The sequence below is a fragment of the Dyella tabacisoli genome (genome assembly GCF_003350925.1).
GTDB classification, from domain to species: domain Bacteria; phylum Pseudomonadota; class Gammaproteobacteria; order Xanthomonadales; family Rhodanobacteraceae; genus Dyella_C; species Dyella_C tabacisoli.
Genome location: NZ_KZ857173.1, coordinates 87,920 through 103,995, shown reverse-complemented (window position 1 = coordinate 103,995; position 16,076 = coordinate 87,920). Strand labels below are relative to the sequence as shown.

Annotated in this window: 1 protein-coding gene (cut by a window edge); it reads right to left on the bottom strand. The window is 60.9% G+C overall.

Annotation, left to right across the window (positions count from 1 at the left end):
* Window positions 1-16,076 carry the 5' portion of a tandem-95 repeat protein gene (locus DVJ77_RS00320; protein ID WP_114843491.1) on the bottom strand. Its footprint begins 23,647 nt before the window's first position, so 16,076 of the gene's 39,723 nt are visible here — the first part of the coding sequence; it begins with the start codon at window positions 16,074-16,076; the stop codon falls past the left edge of the window.

Below are 16,076 nucleotides of genomic sequence, written 5' to 3'. Positions count from 1 at the left end.
ATCTTGGTCGCCAGGCTCAGATCGGCGTTGTCGGCGACATAGACGGTGTCGGTCCATTGCCCGGTGAACAGGTCGCCCTGGTTCTGCACGCTATAGCTGAAGCTAAGGTTGCCGCCGGCATCGATCGTGCTCGGAGCAGTGACCTGAGTTACCGCCAGGTCCGGTGGCGTGATGCCGAGCACGCTGATCGGCCGGCCCTTGTAATTGTCGTTGTTGACCTGGTTGGGGTCGTCTGGATTGATGTTGGAGGCCAGCGTGTCTTGCAGGATGGTGCCGTAGGCATTACTCCACACGGTGATGTAGTACTGACCGCTGAAGGTGTCGTCCGGGATGGTGACTTGCAGGTCGCCCAGATAGTTGTCGCCTACCGCCAAGTTGCCCGTGTGCACGGTCGAACCCAGCAGCACATCGCCCTTGTTGGCGCCGGGACGGCGCGGGTCTTTAGCCAGCCATACCGTATCGGTCCAGCTATTGACGTCGGCGGTAAGGCCGCGCGTGGTGGCGCTGCCGAGGTTGCTGACTTTGTAGCGCACGTCGATGCTGGCGCCGTGCACGGCCTGGTCGGGCGCAACCACATTGCTGGTCACTAGATCGGCGAATGGCACCGGGTCCACATAGAAGTGGGCCGCCTTGATGTTGTTGTTCTCGTTCGGGTATTCGTCGATGACATTGTCTGCATCGGTCACCACGATGAGATAGGCGTCGCCACGGAACTGCAGCGGCACATCAATCGTGCCGCTGATATTGGAATAGCTCTCCGTCGGCGCCAAGGCACTGCCGTTATCGAACACGCCGACCAGTTGCGCGGTTCCGTCGAGGGTGCCGCTCAGTGACAGATAAACTTTGTCGCGCCAATGCCCGCTGGCCGGCGCCGCACCCAGATTCTCGATGGTGTATTGAATGCCGACATTGGTGCCGGCCGTGACATGCGCGGGCACGATCACACTGCCTACTTGCAAGTCGGGACGACTCTGCAAGCTGATCTGAGTGACGTCGCTGGAAATGAAAAGATTGTTGTTGCCGGCGCTGCCGTATTCGTAAACCTGTGCGCCGGAGCCGCCAAGGTTGGAGTTCGTAATGACCTCAAGCCGATACAGGCCCTCGATCTTCGAGGGCAGGCGTAGCTGTTCGGTACGGGTATAGCTGATGCCCGGCGCGAGCGGCCGGTCATAAGTGAAATTGCCCAGCACGATGGCTGCGCCGGTACCACTGGTCGGCACCAATTTCACCGTATCGACCCAGGGGCCGACCGCATCGGCCGCGCCCTGGTTGTTCACCGTCCAGGCGACATCGACCACCGAGCCTTCGAGTGCGGTGCTCGGCATGCTTACCGACTGCACCACCAGGTCGGGCGAGGGCGCCAGTTGCACCGGAATCGCCACGCTGTGGCCGGTATCGTTGTCGCCGTAAATGAATTCGAACGGCCCGCCGGTGCGAACATTGATGTAGTAGTTGCCCTGAATGCCGTTCGGCAAGGTGATATTGATGCTGCGCGCATAGGCATCGCCCACGGCTAGCTGGCCGATATGGTTGGCGCTGCCGAATTGCGCGATAACGCCGCTGCCATCGGCATTACTGCTCAGCCACACCTGGTCGGACCATTCCGACGTATCGGTGATGCCGATGCCGTTGTTGATGATGTTCCAGCTCACCTGCAGGGATTGCCCACTGATGGGGTTGCCCTGGGTGGTAACCGATTGCACCTGCAGATCGGCATACGGCTTGGGCATGACGTCGACATTGTGATCGAGCATCACACTGTCGTTTGCCGTCGCGCCGTTCTGGAATACCAGCTTGGTGGCATCGGTGACCACGAACAATTTGTAGCGGCCGGTCATCCCCGGCGGCAACATCACGCTGAGCTGGCCGTTGTAACTGGCGCCGACCGCCAGCGCGCCGTTGTGGCTCACCTCGCCCACCACGATATCGTCGCCGTTGCCGAGCACGCCATCGGTCGAAAGAATGACCCGATCGACCCAGGCCGACGTGTTGCCCGCACCGGTACCGTTATTGGTCACCGTCCAGCTCACGTTCAAAGTGGCCGGGTCGGCGATCAAGGTGGCCGGCGCCTGCACGGCGCTCACTGCAAGATCGGCGTAGGGCGCCAGTTGCACCGTCAACGCTTGCTGGGCGGTGTTGTTGTCGCGCGAATGATCGTCCAGCACGCGCCCGGCGTCGGTGACCACGACGATTTCGTATTCGCCGTTGGCATCCAGCGGTAGCTGGATATCGGCGCTGGCGTCGTAACCCGTGCCGGTAGCCAGCGGACCGCTGTGAATCACTTCGGCCATCTTCTGCAAGCTGCCGTTGTGCGACAGGAATACCTGGTCGACCCAACTGCCGCTGGCGATGCCGCCAAGGTTGTTGACGCTCCATTGCACGTGAAGCGTGCTGCCCGAAGACAACAGGGTCGGTCCGTTGACTGCAGTCACGGCGAGATCCGGGCGAGCGATCGTCACCGTACTCGCTGCGCGCGTCACATTGTCGTTTTCGCCGTCACGCTCATAGATGCTGTTGTCGGCATCGGTGCGCACGACCCACATGAACACGCCCTCGGCCATGCCTGCAGGCAGATTGAAATTGACCGTGCGGGTGGCTGTGCCACCGACGACAAGGCCGTCGGTATAGAACTGGTTGGCGACCTCGACGAGGTTGCCGTTGCCTTCGTCCAGGTAAATGCGGTCGCGCCAGGCGCCGATGGCATCGGCGTTGCCGATGTTGTGCGCCACATAGGTAAGGCTGACGGCATCGCCCGGTCGCGCCACGGTGGGGCCATTGACGTCGGTGACGGTCAGATTGGGAACCGGCGCCAGAGCGATATGCAACGGCACGCTGCTGGCGAGCGCATTGTTCGCGGTGTGGCCGTTCTCGATGACTTGGTTGTTGAGATTGGTGATGACCAGGATGTAGTAATCGCCGGTCAGGTCGCGCGGCAGGGTCAGCGTGGCGGTGCCGGTATAACTGTCGCCTTGCGCGAGAATGCCGGCATGGGTCACCGAGCCGGCCAGTACGATGTCATCGGCCGACGGTATGCCGGTGCGCGACAGCACCACGCGGTCGTTCCATAGCGCCAGGTTGGTCGGCGCATTGCCGGTGTTGTTGACGGTCCAGGTAACGCGCACGTTCTCGCCGCTCAAGGCGGTAGTCGGCGCATTGACCGAGACTACGCCAAGATCGGCGTATGGCGCGGCGACCGTGATCGCACTGAGCGCACTGGTGCTGTCTGCGCGCGTATCGGGTTCGAGCACCTCGGCATTCGCATCGCTGCGGACCACGATGAAGTAATGCCCGTCGGGCAGCACCGGCAGATTGACCATGGCCGTCTGCGCATAGCTTTGTCCCACCGCTAATACGCCGCTATGACGGATCGTGCCGATCACAATGTCGTCGGCATTGCCGATAACGCCGTCGGTGCTCAGGATGATCTCGTCGTTCCACGCGGCGCTGGTCGGTGCCTGGCCCTGGTTGTTCACCGTCCAGCTAATGCTCACCGGCTGGCCGCCGATGCCGGCGGGCGGCACGCTGACATTGCTTACTTGCAGGTCGGCATAGGGAACCGCGGCGGAGACCATGGCGGTGGCCGCCGAGTTGTTGCTCTCGGCGTCATGGGTCAGATTGGTTTCGTACAGCACGCCGATGCCGGCGGTGTTTTCGTCGGCGGTCACCGTGATGCCGATATTGCCGGTGCCGCGTAGACCATCGGGCAAACGGAAGGTAAAGCTGCGCAGACGATGTTCGCCTGCGCCGATCGGCCCATTCATCTGACCGTTGGTCAGTGCGCTCGGATCATAGAACGTGCTGGTATCGAGCAGGGTCAGCCCGGAATCGACACCGGTGACGGTGATGCGGTCGTTGAAGCCGACGCCGGTGGCGCTCGCACCCAGGTTCCAATCTTCCCAGCTAATCGTGACCATGCCGCCGGCCTGAATGCCGGTGCTCAGTACTTGCAGATTCTTGACTTGCAGATCGGGCCCGACGGCTTGATCGATCTCGGCGACGTTGTTGGTCTTGCCGGTGCCTTGCGCGTTCGACTCGGGAATCTCGTTGAGGCTGTCCGCAATCACTCGAATCGAGAAATTGCCGGAGGCATCCACGCCGGTCGGCCACGCGAAACTGGTCGCGCGCTGACGACTGCCGCCAGCGGTCAATGCGCCCTGATCGAGGGTGTCGCGCAGCGTTACCGTGGCCACCACTTTTCCGGTGGACAGGTTGCGCACTTCGAGCGTCTCGCTCCATGCATGCGCAACATCGATATTGCCGAGATTGCTGGTGGTCCAGCTAACGTTGACGGTCTGCCCAGGTTGATAGTTGCCGCCTGGATCGAGCTTGAAGTTCTGTACGGCCAAGTCGGCGTACGGCGCCAGTTGTACCGTGACATTCACGCTGCCGGAGTTATTGCTCTCGCCGGTACCGCTGGCATTGCTTTCCTTGATGACATTGTCCGAATCGGTAAGCACGGTGAAGCTGACCGTGCCGGCGGCAAACGCGCCATCGGGCAAACGTATCTGTACATGGCGGGTGCGTACATCGCCCACGGCCATCGGGCCATTCGCCGGATCGGTGGCGTCGTAGGGCAGGGTGACATCGGCCAGGATGACTCCGGTGGCGGTATTGCGCACCACCACGCGGTCGTTCCAACTGCCGTTGGTCGGCAAGGCGCCGCGGTTCTCGACCACCCATTGCACATCGACGGTCTGACCCGTTTGCAAGGTACCGGCCGGCGTGACGCTGACGCTATTGACGGTCAGGTCCGGTGCCGGCGTGACCACCAAGGTGTCCAGAATGACCGGCGGGCTATCCGGTAGCTTGACTACGTTGAAGGCGACATTCGCCGATGGGCCGGTCACCGCATTCGGTTCGGCCAAGACCAAGGTATAGCGACCGCCTACCGCCAGGTTGCCCAGGTCGATACCGCCGCCATTGAATACATAGTTGTACGTGTTGGTCGTGCTGTTCCACTGCGACGACTCATAGCCCATCGACTGCTGGCTGACGATAGTGCGGCCGAGCGAATCGAGCAGGGTCCAGGTGGGTACGCTGCCATAGACCGTGCTGAGCGCCCCCGGCACCGCGTCGAGGAAATAATGCCCGCCCGCCTGCACGTCGAAGCTGTAAAGCTGCATGCCGTTGATCGGCGCCATGCTGGCATTTACCGGTGTTCCCACGGTAACGGCCGTGGCTGCGCTGGGGTCCAGTACGCGGAAGCTATATGGATCGGCCGTGGTGCCGGTGCTGCCAATCGTCAACACATAGTCGCCGGCGGGAAGCAGGCCGGAAAAGTCGTAGTTGTAGTAGTTGCTGTAGTAGTAATTCGTCTTCATCGGCTGATTGAAGACGGTGCCGTTCGGACCCTCCAGGCGCCAGGTCGTCGTGGTCGACAAGCCGAGGTTGTCGAAGGCCAGCACGCCGGAGCTATCCAGATGCAGGCTGTAGCGGATGGGTACGTCACCGATCGGCAACGTGCCGTTGATGACCGTATTGAGCGGCAATACGGTCTGCCCGGTATTGATCGCGAAGTGATAGCTGATCGGGTTCGACTGTTGGCCTTGAGCGCCATCGAGCAAGAGGAAATAGTCGCCGGCAGCCAGTGGCAGCGATGCACCCTCGTAGCTCATCCGCCCCGACGCAATCTGTTGACCGTAAGACGACACCAGGCGCCAGGACAGAATGCCGTTGCCGTAAACATTGTTTGCGGTGTCGAATGCGAAATTGCCCGCCTGAGCCAGGCTGAACTTATAGGCAACGATGCCGTTGGCTGGCACATAGTTGCCGGTGGTCAGCGTATCGGAGGCAATCGCCGTGGCTGCAGCCAGATCCGTCAGAATGAAATTGATTTGATGTGCGTCGGTATAGCCATTGATATCGCTCAGCTTGAGCGTGTAGCTGCCGGCGGCCGGCAAAATCATCGCCCGGCTCAAGCTGGGCGGGCTGCCGATGGGATCGGCGGAGTAAACCAGCACGCCTTGGGCATCGTAGATATCCGCATGCACGTTGGGATAACTACTCAGTGCGGTGAACCACAGAGTCGAGGCCTGGGCGACGTCGAAGCGATAGCTGAGGTTGCCGTTTTCGATCAGGCCGGTAACCGGCTGGCCGACCGTGAACGTGGGTAAGTCGTGAGAGACGGTTACCGTGAAATTGAACGTCTGCGATGTCGTGGTGCCGTCGCCCTGCGTATCGCGCACCAGATAGTACGTGCCGCTGCGCGGCAGAGCGGTGATCGAACCGACGTTTTGCACTTGTTTTACGAGGTGACCGAACTCGTCGTACAGCGACCAGTTGAAATTGGTATCGCTGCTGCTCAGCGACACCGCATCACCCGCCTGAGCGGTAAAGCGATAGGCGTCGGCTTCGCCCGCGATGGTATTGCCGCTGGTGGCCGCGCCCAGAATCAGTGGCGTCGCGCTGCCGAGATCGAGCAGACGAAGCTTTAAGTTGTTGAAGCCATAAGGCGAGGGCAGCAGGGTGAATTGATAGGAGCCGGCGGTAAGCTCAAGCGGAACGCTTTGCTGTGCATTGGTCAGGTTATTGCCGAACAGTTGCTGGCCATCGCGGGTAATTGCCCACGGAAAGTAGCCATAGCCAAACTGCCCGATGTCGAGCAGCAGATGGGTCGCGGCGGGCAGGGTGAAGCTGTAGCTCTGCGGCTGTTGCGGCGTGAGCCAGGCGCCGAGAGTGAGCTGGGCCGAGTCGATCGCAAACTGGAACGGTACCGGGGTCGCATCGGTGGACGTGTTGGTATTCCACACCAGTACATAGCGCCCGCTAACCGACAGATTGAGGCTGGCGGTCGTAGCGATGTCGCCGCTGGTCAAGCTTTGCCCGTTCGGATCGAGCAGGGTCCATTGACCGCTCAACGTGCCGATGCCGATGGGCGTAACGTTGAGACTTTCACCTGCGACGCCATCGAAGCTGTACACCCGTGCGCTGCCGGGAGCCACGCTATCGCTGACCGTAGTGTTTTTCTGCAACGCGGTTGCGGCCGCCGCGTCGGCAAGCAACAGCGACAAATGCGCAGCCGTGGCATCGGTAGGACGTATGGTCAATGTATACGTGCCCGCAAGCAGGTCGAACGTTTGCGGACCTAAGGCACTTGGGGACCAATGACCGCTACCGGCGAAGTAGTCGAGCTGAGTGAGTTGCCAGTCAAAGCCGCTGGCACTGGCCGCCAGGGCATCGAGTACCAAACGCGTCGGACCGTTCAGCGTCAGGCTGTACGTGCGCGTGCTGGTCGGACCCGATGCGTCGATGCTGAGCGTGTTGCCAAGCGTTACCGGCGTGGGTGTCGATGCCGCTGCCGTATTCAGGCTAAACCCATAGGTGCCTGTCCCGGTGGCGCCTTGCGTGCGGTTCCACACCAGGTAATAAGTGCCGTCACCGGGGAAGCGTGGAAGCGTGTCGGTCGCTGTCGCGATGTCGCCATATACCGAACGGCCGAATGCATCGTAAAGCGTCCACTGTGCATCGGCGGACTGGCCGTCCTGCGGCACGAAATACAGCCGCTGCCCGGCAAGGCCCTGAATGCGATAAGTAGCGAGCTGACTGGGATCGAGCGACAGCGTTTGCGCGGTGTCGAGCGTGAGCTGCGGCGCGGCATCCAACGACAAGGCCGAGAGGCTATAGGCGACTGTCGTGCTTCCCGTGCCGCCACCGGACACGATATGGGTCGTGGCGGTAGCCGCGAAGTTGTTGCCGCCGCCATTGCCGGTGAAATCCGCCTCGATGAAATAAGTGCCTTGGCGCAGCCGGATGGTGGTGCTGTTGTTGCTGCTGAAGGTCACCGGCGCGATGCCATTGCCGGTCAAGATGAAGTTGAAATTTCCATTGTTCGACGGCACTGCCAGATAGATAAGCTGATCGCTGTCGATCTGTAGCGTATGGACGTCCGAGCCGCCATCGCCGGGCACTGAGCCGTTGACCACTTGTCCCAGTGTCATCGGTGCCGATGGTGCGACTCGCAGCGAGGTATGAGTCCCATTGCCACGCTGTGTCACGGCTACGTACCAGACACCGTCCGCATCGGCGTGTATCTTGCGCACGTTGTTGCTGTAGTTGGTGTTATCGGACAGGGCGAGCGAGAGATCCGGGCGATAGACGTTGTACTGCACCCACTGGGTGCCGCTGATGTAGTAGTCCTGTCCGGCCGTGACGGGAATGGCATAGATGCCTTGGCTGGCCGGAAGATCCAGGACGCCGGCGGCGGGAACGCTGACCTGTGCTTGTGTGGCGACGGTGAAATCGATATTGGCCGCAGTCGACTGGTTCTGCGTGATTTGCAGCGTGTAGTCGCCTGCCGCCAGCAGTGTCGTGTCGACCGAGGCGGAGCCAGGATTGAAGTTGCCGCTCAACAGTTGACCACTGGCACCGAGCAACTGCCATTGTGTTCCGTACAGGCTTGAAGAGCCCGACACCGAGATCAGCGATTTGCCGGTCAGGCTGAAGGTATAGCGCTGGATACCGTTGGGGTTGAGCGTTTGTTTGGTGTCCTGGCCGATCACCAGCGCCGATGTGCTGGGCGAGGGCACGGTGGTGTGCCCTTGCAAGGTCGCATTGAAGGTGACAGTCAGCGGCTCGCTGGCATAGGCCACGACCAAGACATAGTTGCCGCTCTTTTGCAGTTGCAGGGTGGCATTGCCGCCCGACCGATAAACATAACTACTGGTGACCTGATTATTGTCGGCATCAAAGACAATCCAGTACGCATAGATATTGTCGGTATTGCTGTTCGTAACCACGGTCGACAGATTGAGCGTGTCACCGGCGTTCGCGGCGATACGCAGCATTTCGACATCGCTGTTGGAGGTCATCGTCAGCGATGCCGGTGTGCCAACCGTCAGCGCCGTGCTGGCATCGACATTGACCAGGCGGAAGTTTGCGCTGACCGCTGCCGTATTGTTCTGATTGCTGTCGCCGAAACGGAGCGTGTAGGTACCCGCCGGTAGCTGGAACGGCGTGGGATTGGCGCCGGAAAGGCTGCGATTGCCGTTGAGCCAGTTCTGGCCTTGAGCATCGACAATGCTGTAGTTGGCATAGATATTCGATGCGTCGGGTGCGACCAGGATGAAGCGGCCGGGCGCTGCCAGGGTAAAGGTGTAGTCCGCTCGGTAAGCCGAGGCAGGGTCCAGCGTGAGTAACTGATTGCTGCCCAAAGAAAGCGGCAAGGTGGGGACCGCGATCGGAGTGGCCGCCACGTTATAGCTGAGGGCGTTGCTGGTCGATCCGCTGCGATACAACAGCAGCGTGTAGCTGCCGCTCGTCAGCAATTTGGGCGTCATACCGCCCGACAAGCTGTTGCTGACCTGATTGTTCGACGCGTCGTATATCGTCCAGCTTATGCCGGCGCTATCGGTGGTTGCGCCGCCCAAGTTCAACGGCGTGATGCCATCGCTGCTGAAGCTATAAAGCGCCGCGCTTTGCCCCACGGCGAGCTGCCCTTGCAGCGGACTCGATGCCAGCGGTTGCGTGGCCGAGAAATCGATCAGCGCGTAGCTGTAATGCTGTCCCGTGGTGTTGCCGCTGAAGCGAATGTCGTAGTTGCCCGGCGCGAGTACGCGGATAGCTCCCGATCCGTTGTTGCTGTAGATGAGCTGGCCATCCTGGAAGATATCGATCCGGGTCGAGCTGTCGCTGCCGCTGTCCTGTAGCAATAACGTGCCGCCGCTGGGCACGCTGAGCCGATAACTGGTACTCAGACTGGCGCTGTCGAGGGTACCGCTCAGCGTTTGGCCCAGGCTGCAAGAAGGTGGCGTGAAGGGGCTAACCGAAACGTTGTAGCTAAGGTCGCTTGCCGTTCCATTGGAAGGATTGGCCCGCAGCACCAAGGTATAGCTGCCGATCGGCAGCACGTCGGTATCGAAATCGGCGGCGTTTGAACTCTGTACTACCGCTTGCCCGCTGGCGTTGAGCAGACTCCAGCCCAATGACAGTGGATCGCTGGCGCCAAAGCTCAGGTGTAAGCCATTGGCTTGCGACAGGTTCAGGCTATACGCAATCGCGGTATAGCCGGTGACCAGGGTGCCTGCGGTTGCGCTGGCCGGTAGCGGCGGGGCATCGGTCAGATCCAGCCATTGCACAGCGTAGTGCGCGGCGCTGCCATTGCCGCGAATCCATAGCTCGTATTTGCCTGCCGCCAGGTTTTGCGTGTAGGGCTGGTTGTCTTCCGGGCCGGTAAGCGCATTCCAGTTGGGCGAGCTGCCGACCGGCACGATGCTCCAGGTCAAACCGGCATCGGAGCCTGCGTTGTGCAATTGCAGGCGTATCGCCGTCGCCAAATCGATGCGGTACACGCTGAACGCTGTGTTGGCATCGAGGTTGCCGGTAATGAGCGCATTGGCGGCCGCAACCGGCAACGGTTGCGGCTGCACGGTCAGTGCAAAGCTTGTGCTTGCGCTCAAATCTCCGGCTCGGGAGATCAACAGCGAATAGATTCCGCGATCGAGCTGCGCCGTGGTGGCTATGCTGCCGCCGGGGCCGCTGGCGATCATCACGCCTTGCGCGTTGTAGAGCGCCCATGTTGCCGTCTGATCGACGCTGTTCAAGGTCACTTGCAGCGCAGCGGGGCTGCTCAGGTCGTAGCGATAAATCGCTGCCTGTTGCGCACTGGCCAACGTGCCGTTCGTCGCGCTGCTACCGATGGACGGAACTTGGGCGCTATCGACCGTTTGCAACGTGTAACTGGCGGCGTCGGCGGTCGCCTCGATGGTCAGATCGTAGTCGCCGGCGACCGGCAGAAACTGATAGGCGGCAGGGTTTTGATCCTGCCATGGCGCACTCGCCGATCCCACGGCGGTAAAACGCCAGTGGATACCCTGGGAGCCGAGATCGCGCAGTAGCTGGGCAAGTGGAAGCGATTGACCATAAGCGACGGTGATGCGATAGCTCGCGATGTCGCCCTTGTGGACCAGTGTCCCGCTGATGGGGTTGCCCAAGGCGAGCGGTGCCGGTGGCGGCACAACCGTCTGCGTGGCATTGAGCGTATAGGAGGCCGTCGTACCGCCGTCGATGACCACATAACGTACGGCGCCGGTATTGACGCCATTGGCAATACTCGTGAGAGCCAGGCTCCCGCTGGCCGAGGTCACCAGATGCCCCGCAGCATCGAACACGCTGATCGAGGCACCCGCCCCGGCGGCGGCATCGATCTGAAGTTGCAGCGCGGCCTGATCCACGGTGGCGGCAAGGCGGTACACCAAGGCATGCCCGTCAACCACCCCGGCATTCGTGGCCTGGCCGATAGGCAGGTTGGCAGCCGTGGCCAGGTCGACCACGCGCAAACCATAAGCACCGAGCGCAGCCGCGCTGTCGGCCTGCACTTCGAGGGTATAGACATCTGGACCGAGCACGCTCGGCGTGACCGTACCCAATTGACCGGACTGCACCACGGTGCCGTCGCTGGCGCGAAGCAGCCAATGTTGGCCAAGGCCTGTCAGGCCATCGACGATCACCGTCGTAGGTACGTTGAGCGCAAAGCGATATTGATCGGGCACGCCCACGGTTGTCGTGGTGCCTTGAACATCGCTGCCCACAGTCAACGCAGCGCGCGCTGGCGTCACTAGCGCCGCGTCATAGGTGATATCGGTTTCTGTGGTGTTGGCGATATCGCCTTCGACCACCAGTTGGTAACGCCCACTATGCGGCCATGCCACGGTGAGCGCATCGGATCCGTTCAACAGCGTCGGCGCGATAATCTTGGTTCCGGCGGCATCGACCAACCAGACCCTGGCACGACCGCCGGTAAGGCTGTCGATCTGCAGCTTGAAGTAATCGCCTGCATTGGCATCGATCGCATAGACCGCCGTTGCGTTGCCTGGGCTGAGCTTGATCGGCTGTGCGCTGCCGGTCGGCAGTAATGGCACCGTAGCAAGGTCGATCAGGTTGAAGGCGAACGATCCGCTGGCATGTCCGTCGGGGATCACCATCAGGCGATAAGCACCGATGGCATTCAATACCAGCGGCGCGCCTGCGGCTGTTTCATCCGTGCTGCCCAGTTCGGTGGCATTGACGATGCTGCCGTTAGGACCGATCAACTGCCAGGTGATATCGGTGCGGGCGCTGAGACTGTCGAACAACACGCGCGTGGGCGCGGCAAGATTGAAGTCGTACTCGTAACGCTGCCCGAAGCGGTCGATGCTGCCGCTTGCCGGTGTACCCAGGACCAGCGATTGAGTGGTGGTGACGATATGCCGCAAAGCGAAATTAAGCGTCGTGTCCTGGCTGCCCTGCGAGGTGTTTTCCCAGGTCAGAAAGTACCGCCCGGCGGCCAGGTGAAACGGGGCCATGCCGGTATTGCTGGTGTAGCCGCTGACGACATTCTGCCCTTGGGTATTCCTGATGTCCCAGCGCGCGCCCGTATTGGAATAGGGCACATCGACGTTGTAGTCGCCGTCGTTGGCAATGCTGAAGGCGTACGGTATCGCCTTGCCGGTCTGGCTGATGGTAACGCTCTGGATCGGGTCGCTGCTCACCTCGGCGATGGGCAAACTGTTCACGGCGGCAAGATCGAGCAGACTGAAATCGAAGTTGCCGACAGAGAGATCGCCATAGCCGACCGTCAGCACATAGGTACCGGCAGGTAGCGACATCAGGTTGCTGTTGTTATCGGAGAAGCTGCGCGAGGAAGCCTCGACGCCGCGCGGGCCGAGCAGGCTCCATTGCAGGTTGTAGGTGCCTATCGTCGGCGTATTCATCAGCAACGTCGTGGGTGCATTCAGCGTGAAGCTGTACTGGATGCTCTGGCCTGGCTGGCTGATGGTGCCGGTATTGTCCGCGCCGATAGTCAGTGCCGCGTTGTCGGTGCGGCGATGACCCACGGTGAAATCGACGGGAAAGCTGGTGCTGCTGGAGTAGCCATTGTTTGGATTTGGATAGAGCGAGAGCAGGTATTCGCCGCTGAACGTGGCGGCGATATCGGCAATGTTGTAATTCGGATTGAGGTAACTCGAGGCGATGCTGTTGCCGAGCGGATCGCGTAGCTGCCAATAGACGCCGTAGTAGTTATTGCTAGCGGCGCTCTGTAAGTAGAAATGATCGCCGGCCGTCGCATTGAAGCGATACAGCGTGGTCTTGTCTCCCGCCATGACAACGTGTGTCGGCGCGTCCATCGCCAAGTCGCTGGCGACATCGCGGTTGAGCAGGCGGAAGCTGAAATTGGTAGGGGTGTCTTGCGTGTTGCGCAAGACCAGGGTGTATTGGCCCGCCGCCAACATGTTGCCGCTGCCGAAGTCGTTGCTAAGCGAGTTCCAGTAGTTGACGACGCTTCCCGAACTGGAGCGCAGCATCCATTGCACGTTGTTGGGAATGCCGGCCGATCCTGCCAATGCATCGAGGAACAAGGTACTCGGATGGTCGAGAGTAAAGCTGTACTGCGCCAGATCCTGTCGCCCGGACAGCGACCCGCTGATCGCATCGTTGAGCGCAAGCGGCGCGGTCGATAGCGTTTGCTGGCTGAGTGTGAATGTATCGTTGCTCGACGAGCCCTGGTCCCACGGCTGGCCCATATCGAGCAAGGTATAGACACCATCGGCGGGAATGTCGAAAGCGGTGCCCACAGCGTCGCCCGTTGAGGATGCAAGCACCTGGCCATACGGATTGACCAACTGCCAATTCGGCGAATAGCTGCTGACGCGGTCCACATTCAAAATAAGCCGGGTTCCGGCGCTGGCTTGCACGCGATAGCCCACGGTGGCGTTGGCCGGTGAGCGATTGACCGTCGTCGACTGACCAAGCTGCAAGGCCGGCAGACTGGAGAGGTCGACCGCACGGAACGCATAGGCGCCATTGCCCGAGTACCAACCGGGATACAACGCCCCTTGCAAGGTCAGCGCGTAATCGCCGGGGGGCAGGGCGAAGACAGGATCGGTGCCGTAGAGTGCGCGCTGGCTTATTTCGACGCCGCGTGGGCCTACCAGTGTCCAGATGACGTTGTTGACGGTCTGGCCGTCGAGCAGTAGCTGCGTATTGGCCGTTAGCGTGAATCGATAGGTCTTGGTGGCATCCCAGCTAGCCAGCGTGCCCGCCGTTACGCTGCCGAGGGTCAATGCGTCGCCGGCTGGAAGCGGTGTCGGCGCGACGTTGCCGGTATTGTCCAGTTCGGCCTGAAAGCTGACCGCTGCCGTGTTGCTTGCCGCACCTTCGATCAGCAAGGTGTAAGTGCCGCTTGCGGCAACCGTGATGGGTGTGCCGTCCGTTGCCAGATCCGCTGGGCCACCGACATTGCGGCCATACATATCGACCAGGCGCCAGCTTGCGGCACCGCCGGCAACACTTACGCTGTGCAGCTTGATGCTGTCTCCGGCCGATGCGCTGAAGCTGTACGCCGCGCTGCTGTTACCGGGAGTCAAGCTGCCGCTGAACGCGGTACCGAGCGATACCGCTGACGCGCTGGCCAAGTCCATCAAGGCAAACGCATAGGCGCCGGTGGCGTCGCCGCTGCCTTGCATGGTCAAACTGTAGTCGCCGGCGGGCAATGCCATCACGCTGAAGTTGCTATTGCCATCGCTGTCGCCCAGGCGGCGGCGTTGTACTTCGAGTCCGCGTGGGCCACTGAGCGACCACAGCATGTCTTCGCGCGCACTAAGCGTGTCGAACGCGAGTTGCGTCGCTGCCGCCAGATGGAAGGTATACACCACCGACTGACCGGCGACACCGACCGAACCGGTGGTTGCCGAACCTACGGTGAGGGTCGATGACAGGTCAGGAACCAGATTCAACTGGAACGCATAGTTCACGGTGGCGGTAACAGGATTGGAGTCCGCGCCATCCATGACCAGCCAGTAATCGCCGCTGGCCGTCACGGTGAAAGGATCGATACTCTGGCCTAGGGTGTTGCCGGTGAGCTTCACGCCATACGGATCGAACAAGCGCCAACTAACCGACCCGCCAGTGGGCGTTTGGCCGTCCAGATAAAGCTTTTGCCCCTGGGTCAGTGCGACTTTGTAGATCTGCGAACCATTGGCTTGGTCGAGGCTGCCCGATACCGGGGTATTGCTGGTCAGCGACGTCGCCGATGCCGCCGTGAGCAGACGGAAAGCGTAGCTGCCGGTGGCGCCGTTATTGACATTGACGGCCAGCGTATAGCTGCCCGCGACGAGGTTCATTCGATTGATCGGCTCACCGCCATAACCGGCAAGATGTGTCTGCACTACCTGGCCAAGCGGGCCGGTCAACGACCAGTTGAAATCCGCATTGGTCAGTTTGTCGAAAATCACCGACGTCGCCGAATTCAGCGTGAAATTGAAATTGCTGGTCTGGCCCGACTGATTTACCACCGCCGTGGTGGCTTGATCGAGCGTGAGCGCCGTGTTGCTATCGCTCACCGGGTTCAAGGTGAAACTGTAGTTGAGAGGCACGGTATTGTTTTGCGCGCCCTCAACCAGGAGCAGGTACTCGCCGCTGCTTTTTACTGCAAAGGTATTGAGATCACTGGCGACGTTGTTGACGTTGCCTTCCTGCTGGCCATAAGGATCGATCAGGCGCCAGTTGGCGTACTCATAACCGGAGCTGGCAGTGACGCCACCCGCACTGAAGTAAAACTTCTGGCCGGCATTGGCGTTGAAGCGATATACGCTGGTTTCGTTACCCTGCGTCAGCGAATCGGTAACCTTGGTGCCTGGCGTCAAATCGGCTGCCGCACTGGCGTCCACGATGCGCAAGGCATAACCGCCAACGGCATCGCCCGATCCATTCACGGTAAGCGTGTATGTGCCGGTGGTCAGATCGAATGCAGGCGAGGCGCCATTGCCGTCATTGGAAAACTGGCGATTCACCACCTGGCCGTTCGGGCCCGATAGCGTCCAACTGATATCGCTGCGGTTGGTCAGGCTGTCGAAGACAACGCGTTTGCTGTCCTGCACGCTGAACTGGTAGTGATTCTGCTGCCCTGGGAGATCCAGCGACCCGGTAATCGAGATGGCTGCGGGGTTCACATCGCCCGAAAGCAGTACTCGCGGCTCCAGTGCTTCAAAGCGAATCGCCGGCGCGCTATTGCGCGTGGTCGAATCCGGGGTGGGTGCAACACTGCCTGATGCAGCGTTGCCGATAACTTCGGGAGCGGAGCTGTTGCCGTTCGACTGTTCCAT